Here is a 20,094-nt window from a genome sequence, read left to right as displayed (position 1 = left end):
TTCGTCTGCCTAAGTGAAGGTGGACGAAGCGATTTTTTTGAAGCGTTTCTTGTGGCGAAGGGTTGCAAGAGAGAGGGTAGTGCTTTCTTGAACACAGAAATTCAAGTTCAGTAGCTTGGCCCTGCTCGCTGGGAAGAACGAGCCGACCAGATAGGCGGGTACAGGTTTGGCTTAAATCACTGTACCCGATTTGGGGGCTATGAGCGCTTACCAGCGTTCCCGATGAGAGGAAGCTGCGCCAGGAAATCACGCATCGCAAGTGCATCCCATGGCAAGTGCTCGGCAATGCCGATACCGACGACATCGGCAATTGAAGCAATGTCCTTGAGGAGCTTGAGTACCTGGGGAATGCGCATCTTGCCCTGTGCTACGCCATCGAATGCCCCCAGTGGATCTTGGGGATTGGCAAAGAGCAATGAGCGCATTGATGCAGGATCCAGAACGTCCAGATCCAGGTGGATAGCTAAATGTTTCGCGCCGGTGCTCGCGAACCACTTCAATACTTGATCGCTGCTTTCAGCCAGCTCATCTGGACCGGCCAACTGAAGTCCAAAACGCGCTATGGTTTCCGCTTCCCATGGCATTACGCTGTGCACGCCAGCGTACATCACATGAGTGGGTTTGAGCGGCTGAGCGACGATCTCGGTGAATTGTGCATCACCTTCACCTAACAGGTTACCTAGCACCATGGCGTGGGCATGAGCAAACTGCTCTGGGGTAAGGATGTCAGGGTGTGCATCCACCCACAGCACTGCAAGGTCCCCCGCGTAGCGCTCGTTTAAATACGCAAACGGCGCCAGGTCGACGAGACAGTCTCCGCCTAGAACTACCAAGCGGTCAGGTTGGTGTCGATCAATGATGCTTTTGGCTGCGTGCATCTGCTCCAACAGAGCGGTGCGACCTCGGATGCCCGCCTCCAGGGGTAATGGGTCTGCTCCGGGGAGGGCGACAGGCACCTCTTCAACTGGCCCGAGCGTCTCCGGTGCCAGCCAAGCCAGCAGTTGGGCGCCAAAGTGATAGGGAGGGTTGTTGCCGCCCTGCCATTGAGGAAACAGTAAACGCAGAGTGTTGCTGTTGTTCATGGCTTCGATTTTCCAGTGCTGTCAGTTCAGATCGATCAGAATCGTGCCCGTAGCCTTCCTGGACTCCAGTCGTGCGTAGGCTTTGGCGTAGTCCGAGATAACGAAGCGGCTATCGATCCGAGGAGCTATGGCGCCGTCAGCCGCCAGCGTCATCAAGTGGCTCAACACCTGCTGAACATCAAGATCAGTCTCCAAATGAGCGTCGTAACCCAACACACGCTTTTCGTGGATTACCAGGTCGGCGACGTCAAAGCTCCCTTGGGTTGATCCAGAAAAGCCGATGCAGACCACGCTGCCACGTTGACGCAGAGCTAGTACAAGGTCTCTCAGCCCGGGACCACCTACGACATCGAAAGCCCAGTCGACTCCAGCTCCATCAGTGATCTCTGCTACGACAGCGGAAACCGATTCGTTCGAACAGTCAATAACAGCGATAGCTCCGCTATCCAGAACCTGCTGAGCTTTGTTAGAGGTGGAAACGATGCCTATGGGGCGGGCACCGATTGCTACGCATAGCTGAATCAGTGCATGACCAACTGAGCCCGATGCTCCCGCTATCAACACCGTCTGACCGGCCGCAACTGAGCCCACTCGGTGGAGTGCTTGATAGGCAGTGAGATAATTGATCGCAAGCGCGGCTGCGGCATCGAGATCGACGCCTTCTTGCACAGCAATCAATCGATCATTTTCTATCGATACCCACTGCTGCTGTAGCCCGTCCTGGCTGATCCCTAACTGTCCGCCGCCGTAGATCAGAACTGGTGTTTTCTCAGCAAAAACGTCGCTCTGTTCAATCAGGCCCACGCCGTCATTGCTCAATACAAGAGGGGTTGTGACGCCCTCACTGATGATTCCTTTGCGAATCCAGTTGGAAAGCGGATTGACCGTTGCCGCATGCATGCGAACGAGTGAGAACCCTTTTTGAACCTCGGGAATCGACCGGTCTTCCACTGCCATGTCCGGCTTATCGCCGGCTTGGCGCAAAACCAGAGCTTTCATATATTGACCCCAACTCTTTGCAAGAAATGGAGGTCATGATCTACCGCGAGAGAGGGTATTGCTTGACCTTGCCGGCCAAGCGTTTTGCTCATCCGGTCTGTCGTGCTCGGCTGTGCAAAAGCTCGCTGGGTGGTATGCCATACGTTTGACGAAATGCTCGGCTGAAATGCGCGGGGTTGGAAAAACCGAAGGTCAACGCAACCTCGGTCACGCTCCCGTATGAGCCCCTTAGTAGCGCCTGGTGGCAGGCATCTAAACGTTGCTGCCACAACCAGCGAGCAAATGTTGTTCCCTCAGCGGCGAACAGCCGGCTGACGGTTCGCGGGGACGTATGAGCGATCTGCGCCAAGTTCTCAAGGGATAGGTGGTGATCAGCCAGGTTGGAGATGATCAACTGCTTGATCTGAGCCAGCTGCTCTTCACGACGGCTTCCGGCATCTAAGTCGGGGGTGAAGGAGAGTTCGAAGGCATTCGCGAGCACATCCAGCATCGAGCCGGCGAGTTTGTGGGCAGCTCCTTTGGGCAACAGACCTGCAGCCAACGCCTGTTGCATCATGGTGCCGGCAATAGACGCAAGCGGACTTGAACCGGATAAGGTCAGCCCCACGATTCGCTCCGCTCCAGCAATATGCTGAAGCAGCAGAGCTCGGGGCACAGACAGAACGACTTGATCATCACCCTGGGGGAAGGAGCATGCATAGGGGAGGGCACCGTCATACATAACGATGTCACCTGGAGATTGAATTGATGTCCGACCGAGCTGCTCTAGATGTGCTTCTCTGCAGAGGTTGAGGGAAATGAAAAAATTGTCTGTGAATGCAGACTGTCGATCGCGACGGTATTGGATCGGGGTCGAGGCAATGTGGGTTAGCTGAAGGGTACCCAACAGACGCTCGCGCAATTGACCCTCAAAAGTACCGCCTCCAAGCAATTGACGGGTAGGGCCGTAGGTGGCATCAGTAAGTGCTTGCCACTCATCCGAGTGGTCGCTCGATGTCACGGTCAGGGGAGGAGATTGCTGTGCCATAGGTACCTCACGGATACGAGGGTATCATCGACCTTGGTCCGAAGAAACCTGATCGCGTGCATGTCAGTGTACCGCTGCCGCGGGCCATCTAGTCTGACGGAACGGTGCCCGCGCACAGGCTGGTCTCGTCCTGTGAAGACGGGCCCGATATGATGTATCCTTTAGAACCTTGCGTCATCTCAGGAAGGACCCTTTGAACCATTCATTTTCCGGTATTTTGGTTCGCTATCTCCTTAAAAAAAAGGACAGCCCGGCAGTGGTAGCCGAGGCCCAGAGCGTAACTGGGACAGTGGTCACTACCGAAGTTGAGAATACGGACTCAAAAGACGCGAGCCCTGGACCACTACCGCTTCATTTACACGCGGCCCGAAAAGATGAGTTGCATGTCAACCTCTGGGAGACAGGGCAAGGGCACTTTTCGCCTTTTCTCGATATCGGCGTTATGGTCGGGATGCGTGCGGACGTTGAAGCCGTTGTGGTCGATCTTCCATGGCTGCTTGATGAAAAGCATGTCAGTGACCTAGGGTCCCGGTTGAATGGCGAGAAAAGCGTCGCCGCCATCTTCAATGAGGTTGTCCATTACGATGGTTTTGCGGAAGGAAATTTCGCAAATATTAGCTTTAGGAAAGATGGTCTCGATCACAAACCATTTTCGCTTTTGAGGCTAAATTCGAACTCGTTTAATATCGAGCGAACCTACTGGAGTGAGGGCGGAAGCTGCAGTCGGCTGGTGGTAAAGCTTCCCGAGATGAATCAAGATGCGGTGAAGGAAGACGACAGGCGAAAATCTGCATATATCCGCTTTCGCATAAGAAATATACCGCCATCAGTTTATTCGGTTAAGTTTAATCAGAAGGATCGAGCGCTTATTAGTTCGACGAATGAAACAAGAATCATTGATTTTCGTATCAATGTTTTGCGTGGTGTGCCTGAAGAGCTAATAAGCACAAATGTGCCGCTGTCGTTCCCAAAGTTTGAAAGGATTCACTGCTTTCTTACCACGTTGAGAGATGAAGAGTGCGCGTCGGTAACCAATTATTATAAGGGATATCGGTCACTGATGGATGAAGACGTCTGGAACGAATACATTCGTCTGGATAGCTCCGTCGCCATATCCGACTCAAATAATGTAAGGAATTATTTGGGGTATCAGTGGACCGCTTCGGCTGGGAAAGAGGAAGGTTCTTACGCGAAAGATCTGGTGGTTTTAGGACGCTTTACCAAACTGCGTTCAAATTATTGGTCGATCGCCAGGTTCATTTTCTTGGTAATTCTCTTCGGAGCGGCCGGAAGTGGCATATGGGACATTGGGACAGTCTGCGCGTTTGTCGATTCTCCGCCTGAGAGTGTCAACTGTTCGCGTAAATACAGTCTTCTAACAACATACATTGTCTGTGGTGTTGTAATTATCGGCGTTATGCCATTTATACGTTATCTTTGGAATTCTGTTCGGCCTAAGCTTACCGCTTTGTTGGAAGAATTAACCCGCTAGGGGACATTCTGGAACTGCTAGGCACTGGGGTAAATTTAGGCTCAATTAGGCCATTGAAGCTAAGTTCGTCTTTCAATGGCCTATAGTAATTCTTATATTCCTTAGCCAATTCAAAGCCGTAGTGAGAGAAAAGCTTTTTAAAAGTGTCTCTTTGCTCTTCTGCTATGGAGAGAAGTGGCATATCGTTTTCTAAGTGTTCAAATGCTCGCTCGAAGAGTCGAAGCCCGGCGCCAGAGCCTTGGAACTCAGGCATGACTCGCAAGCAACAAAGCTTTTGTTCAATCCCGTCGTCCTTTACTATCGCCAGACCCGAAAAGCGGCGCCGATAATGTTCCACTAAGATACTTCTTTCGCCAGACAGTATTCCTGGCAATACTTTGGACTCCAGCCACTGATCGAAAAGCGGATAGTATCCGGAGAGTCCGAATAGAGAAGTTCTTATAAAATCCCCTGTTTGAGAAAAAGACTCAGGATTCGCAATTATGAAGTCTCGATCAATAATCTTGGTCGAATTCAAAAGCAGACGCAAATCCGAGCTGGTATCAAGTGATGGTTGATTCACCATGCTACACCTCGAGCTCTCGCTGCTTATGCCTGGCGAAGTCATCACTTTTAATATATCTGAAGGACTGAGGTGGAGTAGTGCCGACCCCTAGTTCGGAAAGACATTTTGGCTCTGCGTATTGTTTAACCTCTCCAACGGCGATCGCCACAGCTTGTTCTTTGCCGTGATAATACGAGTCGAAGAAATGTCTATCGATACCTGCGTGTTTTTTAGTGCGCTCCCAAATTTTAGAGGGTGAGTCAACGAGGATTCGAAGAATTTCGAACTCGCCAACAAGCTTTCCAACAGGTTTGGTGGCGTAAATAATAACTGTACTAACGCTGCTATCGTTAAATCCCACTTTTCTGAATTCAAATTTCTTCTCGCCGCTTAAGATTTTTCGGGCGTATTCAGGTTTAATCGATAATAATACTTTCATTGATTTCGCCCTTTTCCGCGATCCACCTAATTTGAGTTTCGTTGAGAGCAATAAAGTCCCATCTGGTCCGGGTGCTAATATTGCATTCCTCAATGAGGCGGCCGCGAATAATTCTTTTTTTCAGGGCGGCACTATATGTAAAGCGTATTATATACGATCTTTGTTTATTAGTAAAATATTCTTTTAATTGCTCAGTAGTGAATATACTGTAAGGCTTGGTGTATTTAATGAATTGAGACTCAGTGGCGAAAGATTTTATCTGTCGAACTTCCTCTACTACTCCAATTGAAGAAACCACAGATCGATAAAACGCCTTTCCCTTCCCGTCGGATGTTCGATAAATGGCGACCGTATCGCCTGGTTTCATTACCTTGGTCCGTGAGATTCCTGAGATGTAAACCTTGTGAATGCTGTTGGTGTGTGACACATCCTGAACAATATCGTGGTTTTCGTTGTTTAAGATGGAGTCAGGGAGGAAAGAGGAGTGGTACTCCGGGTAGATGGCTAGCAAATAGTGTTTGCGGCCAGCAATGCTGAAATGGGGGAAGTCCTTGGTCACATCGCCAGTTAGTGTTTTGAGTTCTCGGATATAAACGTTTTCAGTGCCGTTTTTCCCAGTTTTGCTCCCGTGTAAAACAAAGCCATAGCGCTCAATCAATGAAATTAAGCCGCTATGTTTTTCAAAAATGGTAACGTACATGTAGTCGGCACATTCAATCATCGCATGGTCGAAGGCTTTTTTTAAAAAACGTTCACCAAGCTTGGTGCCATGTGCGTTAATTTTTAACGTCCCGACTTTTACGCTAAGTCCGCTTGGCAGTGGCGGCGAAATCTTGTCGTCGGGTTGATCCTCTCTTTTGAGGTAGAGGAAACCATCAAGGCGCTTGCGAGAGTTGAAAAAAACGTAGGCTTCGGCGTCGTCTTGGGCCTTTCTTTGGAACCACTCTTCAAACTCGGTGTAATCTGATTTCAACGAAGAAAAGAAGTCGTCAGAAATATCTATATTACTGAATTTTTCATATTTGAGGCTTTTCAATCCCTAGCTCCTTGGACTGACGTTTTTTGGCCATGCTGATACTTCGTACAGAAAACCATCGTCCATGTCAAGTGGCGTATCGCCATTACGAATCACGTAAGGGATTCCTCTAGATAAGCAGTATTTGATTGCCTGCCCCCTCTCCGCGTTCATTAGCTCAACTATTAAAGGGATTTTCCAGGTTGCCCTGTCTCGCGAGGTCAGTCGTTCGGCCACAACCTCAGGTGCCGACTGAACTAGGATGGTGCCGGTGATTTGCAGTTCGTCAAAAACCTTTGAGTCTATGTTTGTGGCTGATCCATCACTGCTGAGTAGTACGAAATGACCGTCGAGTATGAAGAATGGGGTATGGCGTTTCACAGCGTTCACAGCAGAAATCAGAGCGTGTTGGTTTTCTCTAATTTTACGTGCTCTCTTGTCCTCGCTCCATGACTGATCCTTACTCCATGCCTTTATGAGGGTGCTCGCGGAGTAGGTAGGTACCCCTAAAGCCTTCGATAGGCCAGAGCAGAAAGTCGTTTTGCCCGATCCATGAATTCCCGCAACGAATATCACGTCCGCTTCCTTAGTCTGGAAAATCATAATATATAGCCTTTTGTTCTACCTAATTATAAAATCAGGAATAACGATGGCTATAGATCTAATCGTATATTAATCGCTCAGCTTTTTGGATAGTTCACGATGTTGCTTGGGGTGAGCGCAGGCCTACGACGCTTTGGGTCTTGAAGCGCGAGGAGCGTAGCGGATGCGCCTTTTGGACTTTGAGAGCTGATGGGAGGCTTAGGATCCAAATTCGATACGCGTGCACTCTAGCTAAAGGAGAGCGCTGATTGAACCCTATCCGCAGGCCAGCGGAAAGCCGAGGCAGATATCCGCGGCACGCACGGCTCAATTCATTGATTGGCGATCACAGAAATCCGCAATACGTATGGATGAACCTGATCGAAGCCGCGAGCGCGGCAGATGAAGAAATCCCAGCCGAAGCGAAGATGGCAGATGATGCGCTTGATGGGCTGCTCCAGGCGGAGCTTAGCTGTTGGGCGTGAGTGGCGGCAAAAGCTGCTGAGGAGGGCAATTTAGCTGATGAGCGATCCGATAAAGCTTCTCGATGGTCAGATTTACCTCACCTCTCTCAATCCGACCGATGTAGCTTCGATCCATCTGGCACGCAAAGGCTAAAGCATCCTGAGAAATTCCTGCCAAAAGTCTCTGCTCCCGGACATTCCGTCCCAGAGCCCTTGCCAGTGTCTGCATATCCGCCTCGGTGTACATGAGGCGGGACTATCAGCGTTTGCGGCATGCTCTGCGACGGATTATAATCCGCAATTGTCGCAGTAAGGCTATCCAGGTGCCCGTATGAAATCGCCTTCTTTCTCTCTTGACAGGCGCATCCACGAGCTTCTGCAAAGAGCCGAGTTTGAGCGGTTCACCCCTCGTGGCCTGCGGGATGCATACGCTAGTGCGTATGCCGTCCCCAGAGAATTGGCTTCGGACTTGCGCCGCTACATCTTCAGGCAGCTGATTCGTCTACAGCGAGTAGGCTGGATCACTCGTGATCCAGAGGTGAAAGGTCGTGACCAGGTCTACCACCTTGGAAATCTCCCTTCATCGGTGAGCCTTCACTTAGTCGAAGAGGGTTACCTTGGTACTGCAGCTACCAACCAGCCAAATAACGACACGTCTAAGAGTTGTCGGGACGACGTACCGGACGCTCGAACAACCCAGAATTTACAGGGGATGGTAAAAGAGGCACGCTTGGACTTCCTAACTTCAATGGGGGAGGCAGAGCGTTATAAACAGTTGCTCGACGATATGCCTCATCTCCAGCCTAAGCTGGAAAATGACTATGTTGAGGCAAGAGATCGAAGCTCTCGTCTACTTGGTCATCTTCGGGCTATGGAAAAAACTTTGAAAACTTTGGGGATCGGATGAGCGCTGGGTTGCGGCATTGGCAGGTTGCATGTATTGATAAAGCGATCAATCACTATAAGTACCATCGGCATTTCTTCTGCCAAGCTACTCCTGGTGCCGGAAAAACGAAAATGGCTGCAGAGCTGACTCGAAGGTTAATCGATTTAGATGAAATTGATCTTGTGCTTTGCTTTGCTCCGTCGTGCCAGGTAGTTGAAGGAATTCGAAAAACATTTACCGAAGTACTTAAAAGGCGTATGGATGGATATGTTGGTGCTGTTGGCGATGTCACGACATATCAAGCTATGGAATCCAAAGGCGAGAGCTTCTGGAGCTTGTTCAGCCAGTATAGGGTCTTGGCAGTCTTTGATGAGATTCACCACTGCGCCGGTTTTGATAGCGCGACGGGAAATAGTTGGGGCAATACAATTGTTTCGAAAATAAGAAATAATGCTCGAATGACTCTGGCCCTTTCTGGTACGCCTTGGCGCTCTGATGAGAGGGCTATAGCATTAGCGCGCTATTCATCAGATGAAGGCAGGATAAAGCGAGATTACCATTACAGTTTAAGTCAAGCAGTTGTCGATAGGGTCTGTAGGGCGCCAAGGATAACTTTAGTAGATAACCATATTTTCAAGGTTACGAGAAGTGGGGGTGGGCATGGCGGCACCACCCATTATAACGGCATCGCACAGCTACTGGAGAGCTCTCCTTTCTGCTTTGAAGACGTTTTACGTGACCCACATGTGGTGAGATATATTCTTGGGTTATCTATCGAGAAGCTTAACTCTATTAGAGTGCGCTGCCCTCAGGCTGGAGGGTTAGTTGTAGCTTCGAATGTTGAGCATGCTAAAGAAATTGCGACAGTACTCTCAAGTATGGGAGAAAGCTGTTGTATCGTAACTACTAAAACTGGATATGCCCAGCAAACTATCAATAAGTTTCGACAAGGGCATGGGGTTTGGATTGTTGCCGTAGGCATGGTAAGCGAAGGGACTGATATACCTCGTCTTCAGGTTTGCTGTTATCTTAGTCGAATTCGGACGGAGCTACACTATCGCCAGGTTTTGGGGCGGATTCTTCGTCGTATGGGCTCAAGTGATGACCAAGCTTGGCTGTATGTAATGGCCGAACCTGCATTGTTTGAATATTCCAAGCGCATTTCAGACGATCTGCCGGAGGACCTGGCCGTTATTAGTCTTGCGGATGAGCTAGTTGGCAAGGTCTTGGAAGACTCCCGCGATAACAAGGCTTTGCAGTTAGTCAGTAATGTTGCTGGGGATTCGGTGACCCAAGAGCGCGAGGGGCAGGAATGGATGAGTGCGATGCCGATGTGGACGACTAAGTCACACTATATGTTGGATGCTTCTACGAATTATCGGACAGAATTATTATCTATTTTTTGAAGCGACGCGTTAGGATTTTTAAGAACTACTTTTCATAAAGGGTTTAAGCGTCTGCCTGTTTTTCTACCAGCTGCTAGAGAGCTGAGGATGTAAAATGGCGTCGAGCAAAAGGAAAAAACGTAAAAAATTCTGTGTTAAGGCTAGTGATGTCTTCACATTCTGAGGGAAATCTGTAAAATATTTTTACATTACTTGTTGATTTTTATGAAGTTTTTGATTTGCCGTGATGCTCAGGTATGAATAAGACTTCTGATCCATTGCGTTCCCAAATGATGGAGATCTGCGAGCAACTGATGCGCACCAGGGCACCTGTTTCATAGCGCAACTGAACGCCCACTTTAAGAGGAAGCGTCAGGAGAGTGAAGAGCCTGGGGCGGAGTTGACGATGGTCCCTTAACGAGGGTCGCCACGCATACGACTGAGGGGGGGGTGTGACAAGGTAATTCAATACTGAAGAGTTATCTGTACGCGTTATGTGTTATTTTTCAGTCCGGCAAGCGAGCCATGTCCGGGAGATCCTTGGTGAGTTCAGAAAAAAACACCCGCAGGCGTGCGGTTTACTGGGGCGTAGCGTTGCTCGCTCTGATCGGAGGACCGCTGGCCTATAGCGGCCTAGGTTTGAGCAAGCTGAGAACTGATTTTTCATCTGCGACACCTGAGGAAATTGAGGCGGCGACCCGTGAGTCGAAATGCGCAAATCGTCTCCTGGTGAATGCCAACCGAAGCGCGCAGGACATCCGCATTAGAGATCTAGAGTGGGTCAAGGAGCGCTGCGCGCTAGTCGAGCGTCAGGCCGAAGCTTTCAAGGGGGCACCATGATTCCGTCTGGCCAGCAGCCCGCCCAAAATCAAATTCGGCGCAACTACGTGGTTGGCGCCATCTGCATCGCAGCTTTTTCTGCGAGCTCATTCGCATACACGTTGCCCGGGCTTACCGCTAAGGCGGCATCGCTTGTCGTTGGGTACTGGGCGGCATTGCCGTTTGTACACCTGGCCACAGGGCATGGGTTCGGATTCAAGAAGAAGCGGACAGGAGTCACAGGCTGCTCTGGCGTAGATCGCCAGTGGTGTGATGCTGGAAGTGCAGTTGAGCAGTCATCCCAAGCGCAGAATGAGGTTGCACTAGGCATTGATGCTGTTTCTGCCTCGCGCACTCCCTCCAGCCCAAGCAATTAGTACAGGTTGAATCGAGATGAATAGAAAATTCAAGAACGGTAATTCTGGCTGGAAGACAAACTGGCTTGGCGTTTGTGAGCGCCCTCGGTTCTTCACCGTTATCACGCTCAAAGCACTGGTAATGTTTGTTGTACTAACGATTTTGAGCTTATTGCGTTCTGCTGCGGTATTATTTGTAATTCTTTTTGTGGTGTCAGTAGTTGGCAAGATCTTCTCCACTGCGGAGCCGATCGATCTGCATAGCCTCGCCGAGTTAGAGGGTGCGCCGGATTATTTCACACTGATAATCATGGCTTTGATCTGGCATGGGATGGTGTGTGATGTTTTTGCTGCCCTTAAAAAGTGGCGGATAAGACGTAGTCGGAATCAAAATGAAATTAAAATGAGCTAACGGAGCTAGTGTGCTCAATGGCTACCTAGGTGCCGAAATCAATAGTGAGTCTTGCGCAATTTTCAGTCAGAATTCACCGGCAACACCGGGTGACTGAACTCGGACCCTACGAAGGCGGCATCTAGGAGCAAAAGCACTTGAACACCCAGGAGCAACTGCGTCACTACGAGGCAACGATGATCTCAGCCCCGCGGCGTGTATTGGCTGGCCATGTCGACTGGAAGAAGGACATCACACGTGACGCTGGGGTCTACGTGATATGGAAGGGCCAGTCTCCAGTCTATGTGGGCGAGAGTTCGGCCCTACGAGCCAGGATGAGTGACCTGACGAATTTTAAGAATCATTCATTCGCCAAAAAAACTTGTGCTTTGTTTGGCCTTTGCGCCAGCGACAAAAAGGGCTTGATCAGCACATATTCCAGCAACTATGAGCTGTCCTTCTGCGCAATCCCGTTTGGGCGAAAGGAAGTCGAGGAGTACTTGATTTTGCGCTGGCGCTCAACCCTGTCGAACAAAGAGACAGCACGGCAGTTGGCTGGGCCCCAGTACAGCTGGGTTGAGCCAGCGCCTCCCTTCGAGACCGAGACCGGCATTACTGCGGACATCCAAGAGCTGTTGGGCAGCCATTCAAAAGGACTCGATGTCGAATTCGCGGAAGCACTTTAATTCTTCCTTTGCTCTGTATTTTCGTCAGTCATGAAGATCTCATGTTTTCACTGAAAATATAGGATATTCAGTGCTTTACAGGTCGTCTGCGTAACCTTCTATGCCGTTTGACATTGAGTAAATCTTTCAGGATTATAGTTGCGTGTTACGACCTTGCGGTTGTAATCCGCAACTGCGCATGTCAGCGCACGGCCCCCCTGGAGAGTTTGAATGTCAATCCCAAAACCGAGTGCCGAAACTTCAGGCCAGGACGGCGATGATGCTGGCTTGGAGGCGGCGCTGCAGGAATTCCGCGATAAGATCCAGGCCGCTACTGGTCGATCAGTGCTCCCGCTTGAGTTGGCGGCATTCCGCGCCCAGGTCGCTACCTGCATCGCTCACCGGCAGCCACGGCTCGTGCAGTTTGGCCTTTGCGACTTTCAAACTCGCACCGGGCGGGCAACGTTGATCGAAGTGACGTTCTGATCCGGCCGGCCACCCAGCGGGTGGTAGTTGCGTTCTAGGCCCCCAAACAACGAACATCGTGACCAAACACCAGCTGTCAGCGCAGGTCAGGACCACCTAAGGGTACTGATTGCAGCTGGCAGCCCGATCCACACCAGCATTTCGACGAGTAAGGCCTGAGGCTTGAACGACCATATCCATCTAGCGGCTGAATACGATCAGACCCCCAGTCGGGAGCTGCCGCATTCTGTTGAAGCCGAGCAGGCCATTCTAGGCGGATTGCTGAACGAGCCACGTGCCTGGGTGCGTGTCTCGGACCTGGTGGTCGAATCTGATTTTTTCCACGCAGACCACAGGCTCATTTTCAAGGCTATTTCCAGGCTGCTTGAAGAGGGGCGTGCGCTTGATGTTGTCACAGCCCAAGAGGCACTGGATAGAGCAGGGGAGCTCTCGAACGCCGGTGGGTTGGCCTATCTTAAAGAGCTTTCCGATAACACTCCGTCCGTTGCCAACATCGCGTCTTTTGCCCGCGTAGTCAGTGAGCGGTCGCTGTTCCGAAAGATCATTGGCGTCTGTGGGGAGATTGAGCACGGCGCCAGCTCCCCGAATGGCCGATCTGCAGAAGATCTTGTGCATGATGCCGAATCGAAAATGCTGTCCGTGGCCGGTCAACGGCCGAAGGAAGGTGGGCCGGTTGGTATCGACACACTGCTCAGGAAGGCCGTCGAGAAGATCGAAACCGCCCATGAGTCAGGGCTTGAGTCCCTGGGCCAGTCGACAGGCTTCGTCGACCTCAATAGCAAACTGAGTCTGTTGCGGCCTGCTGACCTGGTCATCGTGGCCGGCCGGCCATCCATGGGCAAAACCACTTTTGCCATGAACATTGTGGAAGAGGCCGTTCTGCGGTCGGAAAAAGTGGTCGTGGTCTACTCCATGGAGATGCCTGGCGATGCACTGCTAACGCGCATGCTCTCCTCGATGGGTGGCATTGACCAGTCGCGAGTCCGATCCGGGAAGCTGTTAAACGAGGACTGGACCAAGCTGACCAAGGCTGCCAACGCGCTCAACAAGAACGATCGCTTCTTCATTGACGACACGCCGGCGCTGAGCCCTTCGGAGATGCGCAGCCGTACGCGGAGGCTTCGGCGTGTGCACGGCGAGATTGGCCTGATCATGGTGGACTATCTGCAGCTGATGCAAATCCCCGGCTACGGCGGCCTCAATCGTACCAACGAGATTTCGGCCATCTCCAGGTCACTAAAGGCTTTGGCCAAGGAATTTGATTGCCCCGTGATTGCACTCTCGCAGCTCAATCGCTCGGTGGAACAACGCAAGGACAAGCGCCCGGTTAACTCCGATCTGCGCGAATCCGGGGCAATTGAGCAGGACGCGGATGTGATCCTGTTCGTGTACCGGGATGAGGTGTACAACCCTGACTCCCGCTTCGCTGGTACGGCCGAGATCATCATCGGCAAGCAGCGTGAAGGTCCGACCGGTTTTGTGCGGCTTGGCTTTGAGGGGCGATACACACGCTTCGTCAACTTAATGCCAGGCACGCACGACTTCACCGATCAAGAGATGGGTGTAGAGATGATTGATCCCCATTCTCGCCTTGGTCGGATGCCGGTGCAAAAGCTGGCAGAAGAGGCTTCCAAGAAGGTCGAGGGCAAGGGCAGGGGGCGGCGCCGGAAAGGTTCGAGAAAGCCGCCATGAAGCCCGCTGACACCTCGCCAACCGGTAGCGCTCCCCACTCACTCAACAAGATGCCCACATGAACGAAGATTATGCTTCCGAGCAGCTTGACCTACAGACCTCCTCGCTGAAGGTGCCACCGCATTCGATCGAGGCTGAGCAGTCCGTGCTCGGTGGTCTCATGCTCGATAACAACGCCTGGGAGCGTGTGCTCGATCAGGTCTCTGATGGCGACTTCTACCGACACGATCACCGGCTGATTTTCCGCGCCATTCAAAAGCTGGCCGACCTGAACGAGCCTTTTGACATCGTGACGCTGCATGAGCGTCTGGACAAGGAGGGGCTGAGCAGCCAGGTCGGCGGACTGGCCTATCTGGCGGAGCTGGCAAAGAACACCCCGTCCGTGGCCAACATCAAGGCCTACGCTGCGATCATCCGCGAGCGGGCGACCCTGCGCCAGCTGATCAGCATCAGCACTGACATCGCGGACAGTGCCTTCAATCCAGAAGGGCGGAATGCAGCGGAGATCCTCGACGAAGCCGAACGGCAGATTTTCCAGATCGCTGAAGCCCGGCCGAAAACCGGCGGCCCGGTGGGTGTCAAAGACCTGCTGACCATGGCCATCGACCGTATCGATACGCTGTTCAACTCCGACAGCGACATCACCGGTGTTTCTACCGGCTTCACCGACCTGGACGAGAAGACCAGCGGCCTGCAGCCGGCCGACCTGATCATCGTTGCCGGCCGGCCTTCGATGGGCAAGACCACCTTCGCCATGAACCTGGTGGAGAACGCTGTGCTGCGGTCCGAGAAGGCGGTGCTGGTGTTCTCGCTCGAAATGCCAGGTGAGTCGCTGATCATGCGTATGCTGTCGTCGCTCGGCCGCATCGACCAGACCAAGGTGCGATCCGGCCAGCTCGACGATGATGACTGGCCGCGACTGACCTCAGCGGTGAACCTGCTCAACAACCGCAAGCTGTTCATCGATGACACCGCCGGCATCAGCCCCTCGGAAATGCGTGCGCGCACCCGGCGCCTGGCCCGTGAGCACGGCGAGATTGGCATGATCATGGTCGACTACCTGCAGTTGATGCAGATCCCGGGCTCTGCCGGCGACAACCGGACCAATGAGATTTCCGAGATCTCCCGTTCCCTCAAGGCCCTGGCCAAGGAATTCAATTGCCCAGTCATCGCCCTATCGCAGTTGAACCGCTCCCTGGAGCAGCGCCCGAACAAGCGCCCAGTGAACTCCGACTTGCGTGAGTCCGGTGCGATCGAGCAGGACGCCGACGTGATCATGTTCGTTTACCGGGATGAGGTGTATCACCCCGAGACCGAGCACAAGGGCGTAGCTGAGATCATCATCGGCAAGCAGCGTAACGGCCCTATCGGCTTTGTGCGGCTGGCGTTCATCGGCAAGTACACCCGCTTCGAGAACCTCGCGCCGGGCATGTACAACTTCGACGATGATGAGTGATGACTCCATGATCAGTTAGTGCCAGCCGCTATCCCAGCCTCGCCCTCTAACGTGGTCGCTATGATCGCGGTAGGACGGGAGGGGTGCGGCTCATCATGCCCTGCTGCTTTCATGCTCAATGTTGAGCATCTCCTGGATACGAAGCCTACATCCTCCTGGAGATGCCACATGCACAACCTGAACGTATCTGAACTGACCTGGCCCCAACAGGTAGCTCTCGACGACTACGTCCTCTACACGCAGCGCCTTCCTTGCCAAGGTGTCGCAGCTGAGCAGTGGTTGGAGCGGAAGCGAAAAGACTTTATAGAGCACATCATGCACATCAACGAGCAGGCCAGTTACACCGCCTTCCTTGCTCGCCTGATCAAAGAAACTCCCTCGCCCGCCGCCCGCCGAGCTGAACTGGCATCACGCCAATGAAGCCTCGGCTGCAGGTCCTGGTCCTGATCAAAGGAAAACCCCGGCAGACTGATGTCCAGGGTCTTTTCCGCTTAGCCATCACCGCACGCAGCTCTGACGAGTACCCCTGTTGCGTGGTCAGCTTTCAGTAAACGCTTCACCCACCCCGGCCAAGGCTGGGGTTTTTTATGGTTGGCGGTTTCCTCTGGTTACCTGGACTGGAGCCTGGGCGGGCGGTCTGCGCGTGCAGCTGTTTTGTGAAAGCGCAACCCGCGCCGTATGCGATGCGCTTGCACCGGCGTCAACTTAATTTACTAGTATTATGCGTACGTGTTACGCTTCGTTGGATTTCATTTTGCGCGAAGCACTCCGCGCATGCCGATGCCGAGTGACTGAGCGACTTGGTGTCAACGCCCAAAGTCGAAGGGAAAATACCGATGAATGAGTACGCCGATTGGAAGCAGGCGGTCGTGGAAGCTGTAGCAAGTAAGGGTCAGATCCCCCGCGACATCGCAGCGAAGGTTACCGAGGACAATAGCCCTGTCCTCCAGCATGCATGGGGCCTGCAGCTCGATGTCAACGTGGCTGCAGTAAGGATCATCGAATCTGAGGAAAGTGCGGCGATTGAACAGCACAAGGCCAGCCTGACCATGATCTGTCGTGTCGCGCCGTGGGTACTCCTGGCTTCCGGTGGTATGGCTGTGATTGCTAAGACGTTCCATCCGCTGGCCGGCACTCCACTCGCAATGATCGATTCACTGGCAGTTTTTGCGGGAGGCACTGGGGGCCTTTGCGCCCTGTGCTTCTACGCAGCTGCGCGTCTCAAACTGGAAGAGTTTCAGAAGACTGAAGAAAAAACCTAAGGAAGGTCTGAAAAAGACTTCCCGAATCTGGTGAAATACGCCGATCCCGCCAGCCGAGTTTTTCCATGAAGCAGATGACCTTCGCCGACGCCGAGTACGCCGGCAAGCGCAAGCAGACCCGTAAGGAATTGTTCCTGATCGAGATGGATCAGGTGGTGCCGTGGAAGGGATTGATTGCCCTGATCGAGCCACACTACCCAAAGGGTGAAGGTGGTCGTCCAGCCTATCCGCTGATGGCCATGTTACGTATCCATCTGATGCAGAACTGGTTCGGCTACAGCGACCCGGCCATGGAAGAAGCGCTCTACGAGACGACCATCCTGCGTCAGTTCGCCGGGCTGAGCCTGGAGCGCATTCCCGACGAAACCACCATCCTCAACTTCCGTCGTTTGCTGGAGAAACATGAGCTGGCAGCCGGCATCCTCGGCGTAATCAATGGCTACCTGGGGGATCGCGGCCTGTCGCTGCGCCAGGGCACTATCGTCGATGCCACACTGATCCACGCACCCAGCTCGACCAAGAACCAGGACGGCAAGCGCGACCCGGAAATGCACCAGAGCAAGAAAGGGAACCAGTATTACTTTGGCATGAAGGCGCACATCGGCGTGGATGATGAGTCGGGGCTGGTACACAGCGTGGTAGGCACGGCAGCCAACGTGGCGGATATCACCCAGGTCGACAAACTGCTGCACGGTAACGAGAACGTCGTCTGCGCCGATGCCGGCTACACCGGCGTCGAAAAGCGCCCCGAACATGCGGGCCGCGAAGTGATCTGGCAGGTCGCAGCACGCCGCAGCACCTACAAGAAGCTCGATAAACGCAGCGCCCTGTACAAAGCCAAGCGCAAGATCGAGAAGGCCAAGGCACAAGTGCGAGCGAAGGTCGAGCACCCGTTTCGAGTGATCAAGCGCCAGTTCGGTTACGTGAAGGTGCGCTTCCGTGGCCTGGCCAAGAACACCGCTCAGCTGGTGACGCTGTTCGCGCTGTCGAACCTATGGATGGCGCGCCGACATTTGCTGACTACCGCAGGACAGGTGCACCTGTAATGCGGAAAATGGCTGCTGCGAGGTGCTCGCGGCGGCCAAAAACGGAGAACTGAGCGGGTTACCTGGTCGATTTTGATCGACGGCCCGCTTTCAAAAGCAGCAAGGGCTGAAGTCGACCGGAAATACAGGGTTACTTCAGACCTTCCCTAAAGACCTACGATGACCCCGACCATCACCGGAAAGGAACAGTGTGGATGAGTACCCTGAACAACTATTCCGAAGCGGACCTGGACACCGAAATTTCGGTGAAGCTGACCCTGCGCGACTTGCTAATTCTGAGCTGGGGGCACGAGAGCGTTTCCTTCGTGCCTGGGGAAGCGTCCGACAAAGAATTCAAAGCTGCTGAACAGAAGATCGACAATGCCCTCAACCAGCTTCGTGTACAGATCTCCCGGGCAGAGCGGCCAAATCTCATGGTTGATGAGGGGCAGAGAGCGCCGCAACTCAGTGCTGATGCCATCCAAACCGTGTTGAAAACGAACACCAGGAACTGATCACGGTAAACGCTCAGGTGTACCCCAAGCCCCGGCCTGATAAACCGGGACCGAGGCCGTAGAGACAGGTGTGATTTTCGCGCCCGCATAACCATAAGGGACCTGTATGAGAAGAGAAATGGATCCAACCCGTCCAGTGACAAGAAATCGCGTTCTTTCGTTTTTCGGTGCGGCCGTGATCTGGTTCATCCTGATAGCACTTGACAGCCGTTCTGAGCACATCAGTGCGTTACTGTTCTTTGTCTTGGCGTCATATATGGCCCGTAGTATTTCGGGAATTAAATCGAATTGAACCAACTTACTTATGTGCTGCTCGCAGCCGCTGCATTGTATTTTTTCTTTGCAACCCTCCTGAAATCAGCCGGCGCTTTGTCATCAGCAAATTTTAGGATTGGCGGCACGAAGGTGCCTGTGTTACCTGGTATTCTAGTTTTCTGGCTAATTGCCCTTGTCGTTTGGGCGATTTTTGATGCCTTCGGCGTGAGGGTGATTGCCTTTACGGCGCTAGTAGCAATTGAAGCCGTTGCGTTCTTCTCGTTGGAGAGGGGAGAGGCCGCCAGTGATAATGCGTTTCTTTGGCTTCTCAAAGCATTCACGCTTGGCGGTCTGTTCATAGTGGCGCTGACGATGTTCGCGGCGTAACGCTGCCATCAATCACCCCAGATAACGGACAATTCCACTATGCGCCAATCCACGACAGACCCCATTGAAGGCGAAGTATGCGCCGCACTGGCAGCTTACAAATGGGCTTTGGTTCAGACGAGCTACAGAAGCCTCTGGCATCGCCTGTTGTGTAGCGCGGGTGACAAGGCTGCTATCAGCCATTCTGCCGCTCTTGATCGAGCAGAAAAACACGCTCAGCAGGTTGTCAGCAAAACGCCTGAGCATCGTTCGGCATTGGAGCGAATCGTTAGGCAGCAGCCAGAACACGTTGCCAAGAAGGATCGCTTTTTCGACCTGCTCAACACAACGTTTGAACCATAGGGAAGCCATGAAATTGCCGTCAATGCAATTTCGGGGCTCTCAGGCATAAGATAGGCAGCTTTCACCCCTATTTAACCCATTTCAGTGAGGCAGCAGGATGCGGGCGTTAGAAGAGATCGTTACCGAGTTTTTTCAAGGCTGGGACGGCAAACACATCAGCGAGCCAGCTTTTGGAGCCCTACGCGAGCTGGCGAAAGATGGGCGCTTTGATCAAATGACAACCCTGCTGGAGGCCTGCGTTGAGCTGCACGGGCGCGTAGCAATGGGTTTTGTGTTGGATCATCTGCCAGGGGTCCTGCTCAATAATTACGTCTACGGGCAGGCCGAAGCATCTGCGACGATTGTTGAGAACTATTGGCGCGACGAAGATGTTGCCACCACGATCAGAGACGCTGCACTGAAGCCTGGCAAATTATCTGTGGTCGTTCCGAAGATTCTCAGTGACCTTGGTAAAATGGCCGAGTCGAGCCGCTAACCTCACTAGACCCGCTGCTCCTGCCTTGCTCGGCCGTTGGCAGGGCAAGCAGT

The 20,094-nt window shown here is 52.7% G+C and carries 25 protein-coding genes; 16 read left to right on the top strand and 9 right to left on the bottom strand.

Going from position 1 to position 20,094, the window contains the following annotated elements:
• Nucleotides 1–197: 197 nt before the first annotated feature.
• The 3 genes from LMH93_RS27315 to LMH93_RS27305 all read right to left on the bottom strand — a co-directional run bounded on the left by LMH93_RS27315 (nt 198) and on the right by LMH93_RS27305 (nt 3,108).
• Nucleotides 198–1,082, bottom strand: a complete 885-nt coding sequence (locus tag LMH93_RS27315) for an arginase family protein (RefSeq protein ID WP_230065405.1) — start codon at nt 1,080–1,082, stop codon at nt 198–200.
• A gap of 21 nt (nt 1,083–1,103) precedes the next feature.
• Complete coding sequence (locus LMH93_RS27310; protein WP_230065404.1) at nt 1,104–2,081, bottom strand: quinone oxidoreductase family protein; 978 nt, start codon at nt 2,079–2,081, stop codon at nt 1,104–1,106.
• A gap of 88 nt (nt 2,082–2,169) precedes the next feature.
• Nucleotides 2,170–3,108: a helix-turn-helix domain-containing protein gene (locus LMH93_RS27305; RefSeq protein ID WP_230065403.1), complete on the bottom strand. Its 939-nt coding sequence runs from the start codon at nt 3,106–3,108 to the stop codon at nt 2,170–2,172.
• 193 nt (nt 3,109–3,301) lie between these two features.
• On the opposite strand from LMH93_RS27305, the gene LMH93_RS27300 reads away from it, so the two are divergent.
• Nucleotides 3,302–4,600, top strand: coding sequence for a hypothetical protein (locus LMH93_RS27300; protein WP_230065402.1), 1,299 nt, complete (start codon nt 3,302–3,304; stop codon nt 4,598–4,600).
• On the opposite strand, the gene LMH93_RS27295 is transcribed toward LMH93_RS27300, so the two are convergent.
• The 4 genes from LMH93_RS27295 to LMH93_RS27280 are packed head-to-tail and all read right to left on the bottom strand — an operon-like array spanning nt 4,569 to nt 7,201.
• Entirely contained in the window at nt 4,569–5,165 is a 597-nt protein-coding gene (locus tag LMH93_RS27295; protein ID WP_230065401.1) for a GNAT family N-acetyltransferase, read from the bottom strand. The two genes, LMH93_RS27300 and LMH93_RS27295, sit on opposite strands and share 32 nt — an antisense overlap.
• A 1-nt stretch (nt 5,166) precedes the next feature.
• Nucleotides 5,167–5,583, bottom strand: coding sequence for an ASCH domain-containing protein (locus LMH93_RS27290; protein WP_230065400.1), 417 nt, complete (start codon nt 5,581–5,583; stop codon nt 5,167–5,169).
• Nucleotides 5,561–6,619, bottom strand: a complete 1,059-nt coding sequence (locus LMH93_RS27285; protein WP_230065399.1) for an N-acetyltransferase — start codon at nt 6,617–6,619, stop codon at nt 5,561–5,563. Before LMH93_RS27285 ends, LMH93_RS27290 begins: the two co-directional genes overlap by 23 nt.
• A gap of 3 nt (nt 6,620–6,622) precedes the next feature.
• Nucleotides 6,623–7,201 (bottom strand): ATP-binding protein, encoded by a 579-nt coding sequence (locus LMH93_RS27280; RefSeq protein ID WP_230065398.1) that lies wholly within the window; start codon nt 7,199–7,201, stop codon nt 6,623–6,625.
• A gap of 248 nt (nt 7,202–7,449) precedes the next feature.
• Here LMH93_RS27280 and LMH93_RS27275 point away from each other — a divergent pair, with 248 nt between their 5' ends.
• The gene (locus LMH93_RS27275; protein WP_230065397.1) at nt 7,450–7,665 is read left to right on the top strand and encodes a hypothetical protein; all 216 of its coding nucleotides are present in this window, start codon (nt 7,450–7,452) and stop codon (nt 7,663–7,665) included.
• Here LMH93_RS27275 and LMH93_RS27270 read toward each other — a convergent pair.
• Entirely contained in the window at nt 7,649–7,873 is a 225-nt protein-coding gene (locus LMH93_RS27270; RefSeq protein ID WP_230065396.1) for a helix-turn-helix domain-containing protein, read from the bottom strand. The two genes, LMH93_RS27275 and LMH93_RS27270, sit on opposite strands and share 17 nt — an antisense overlap.
• A 102-nt stretch (nt 7,874–7,975) precedes the next feature.
• On the opposite strand from LMH93_RS27270, the gene LMH93_RS27265 reads away from it, so the two are divergent.
• From LMH93_RS27265 to LMH93_RS27205, 13 genes are all read left to right on the top strand, one after another.
• Complete coding sequence (locus LMH93_RS27265) at nt 7,976–8,551, top strand: hypothetical protein (protein WP_230065395.1); 576 nt, start codon at nt 7,976–7,978, stop codon at nt 8,549–8,551.
• On the top strand, nt 8,548–9,936 hold the full coding sequence (locus LMH93_RS27260) for a DEAD/DEAH box helicase (protein WP_230065394.1): 1,389 nt from the start codon (nt 8,548–8,550) through the stop codon (nt 9,934–9,936). Before LMH93_RS27265 ends, LMH93_RS27260 begins: the two co-directional genes overlap by 4 nt.
• Nucleotides 9,937–10,458: 522 nt before the next feature.
• On the top strand, nt 10,459–10,755 hold the full coding sequence (locus LMH93_RS27255) for a hypothetical protein (RefSeq protein WP_176483539.1): 297 nt from the start codon (nt 10,459–10,461) through the stop codon (nt 10,753–10,755).
• 372 nt (nt 10,756–11,127) lie between these two features.
• Nucleotides 11,128–11,502, top strand: a complete 375-nt coding sequence (locus LMH93_RS27250) for a hypothetical protein (protein WP_023383609.1) — start codon at nt 11,128–11,130, stop codon at nt 11,500–11,502.
• 137 nt (nt 11,503–11,639) lie between these two features.
• A complete protein-coding gene (locus tag LMH93_RS27245) occupies nt 11,640–12,167 on the top strand; it encodes a hypothetical protein (protein ID WP_023383610.1) in 528 nt (175 codons plus the stop codon).
• Between the two features lie 210 nt (nt 12,168–12,377).
• Complete coding sequence (locus LMH93_RS27240) at nt 12,378–12,632, top strand: hypothetical protein (protein WP_023383611.1); 255 nt, start codon at nt 12,378–12,380, stop codon at nt 12,630–12,632.
• 162 nt (nt 12,633–12,794) lie between these two features.
• Nucleotides 12,795–14,324: a replicative DNA helicase gene (gene dnaB, locus LMH93_RS27235; protein ID WP_054893890.1), complete on the top strand. Its 1,530-nt coding sequence runs from the start codon at nt 12,795–12,797 to the stop codon at nt 14,322–14,324.
• A gap of 58 nt (nt 14,325–14,382) precedes the next feature.
• Nucleotides 14,383–15,780 (top strand): replicative DNA helicase, encoded by a 1,398-nt coding sequence (dnaB, locus tag LMH93_RS27230; protein WP_023383613.1) that lies wholly within the window; start codon nt 14,383–14,385, stop codon nt 15,778–15,780.
• A 168-nt stretch (nt 15,781–15,948) separates the two neighbouring features.
• Nucleotides 15,949–16,200: a hypothetical protein gene (locus LMH93_RS27225; RefSeq protein ID WP_023383614.1), complete on the top strand. Its 252-nt coding sequence runs from the start codon at nt 15,949–15,951 to the stop codon at nt 16,198–16,200.
• Between the two features lie 416 nt (nt 16,201–16,616).
• A complete protein-coding gene (locus LMH93_RS27220; RefSeq protein ID WP_023383615.1) occupies nt 16,617–17,042 on the top strand; it encodes a hypothetical protein in 426 nt (141 codons plus the stop codon).
• A 65-nt stretch (nt 17,043–17,107) separates the two neighbouring features.
• Nucleotides 17,108–18,088 carry an IS5-like element ISPa16 family transposase gene (locus tag LMH93_RS27215; RefSeq protein ID WP_038410028.1) on the top strand — a complete coding sequence of 327 codons (981 nt, stop codon included), beginning with the start codon at nt 17,108–17,110 and terminating at the stop codon, nt 18,086–18,088.
• Between the two features lie 194 nt (nt 18,089–18,282).
• On the top strand, nt 18,283–18,582 hold the full coding sequence (locus LMH93_RS27210) for a hypothetical protein (protein WP_023383616.1): 300 nt from the start codon (nt 18,283–18,285) through the stop codon (nt 18,580–18,582).
• A 288-nt stretch (nt 18,583–18,870) separates the two neighbouring features.
• Nucleotides 18,871–19,224 carry a hypothetical protein gene (locus tag LMH93_RS27205; RefSeq protein WP_060495099.1) on the top strand — a complete coding sequence of 118 codons (354 nt, stop codon included), beginning with the start codon at nt 18,871–18,873 and terminating at the stop codon, nt 19,222–19,224.
• Nucleotides 19,225–19,236: 12 nt separating this feature from the next.
• Here the strand turns inward: LMH93_RS27205 and LMH93_RS27200 are convergent, their stop codons facing one another.
• Nucleotides 19,237–19,575, bottom strand: a complete 339-nt coding sequence (locus LMH93_RS27200) for a hypothetical protein (protein ID WP_143133189.1) — start codon at nt 19,573–19,575, stop codon at nt 19,237–19,239.
• Nucleotides 19,576–19,663: 88 nt separating this feature from the next.
• Between LMH93_RS27200 and LMH93_RS27195 the strand changes: the two genes are divergently transcribed.
• Nucleotides 19,664–20,041: a hypothetical protein gene (locus LMH93_RS27195; RefSeq protein ID WP_054894506.1), complete on the top strand. Its 378-nt coding sequence runs from the start codon at nt 19,664–19,666 to the stop codon at nt 20,039–20,041.
• Nucleotides 20,042–20,094: the final 53 nt, after the last annotated feature.

The organism is Pseudomonas sp. CIP-10, assembly GCF_020911845.1.
Taxonomy (GTDB): Bacteria; Pseudomonadota; Gammaproteobacteria; order Pseudomonadales; family Pseudomonadaceae; genus Aquipseudomonas; species Aquipseudomonas alloputida.
The sequence above is the reverse complement of the archived record's forward strand: the minus strand, read 5'-3'. Positions and strand labels throughout refer to the sequence as shown.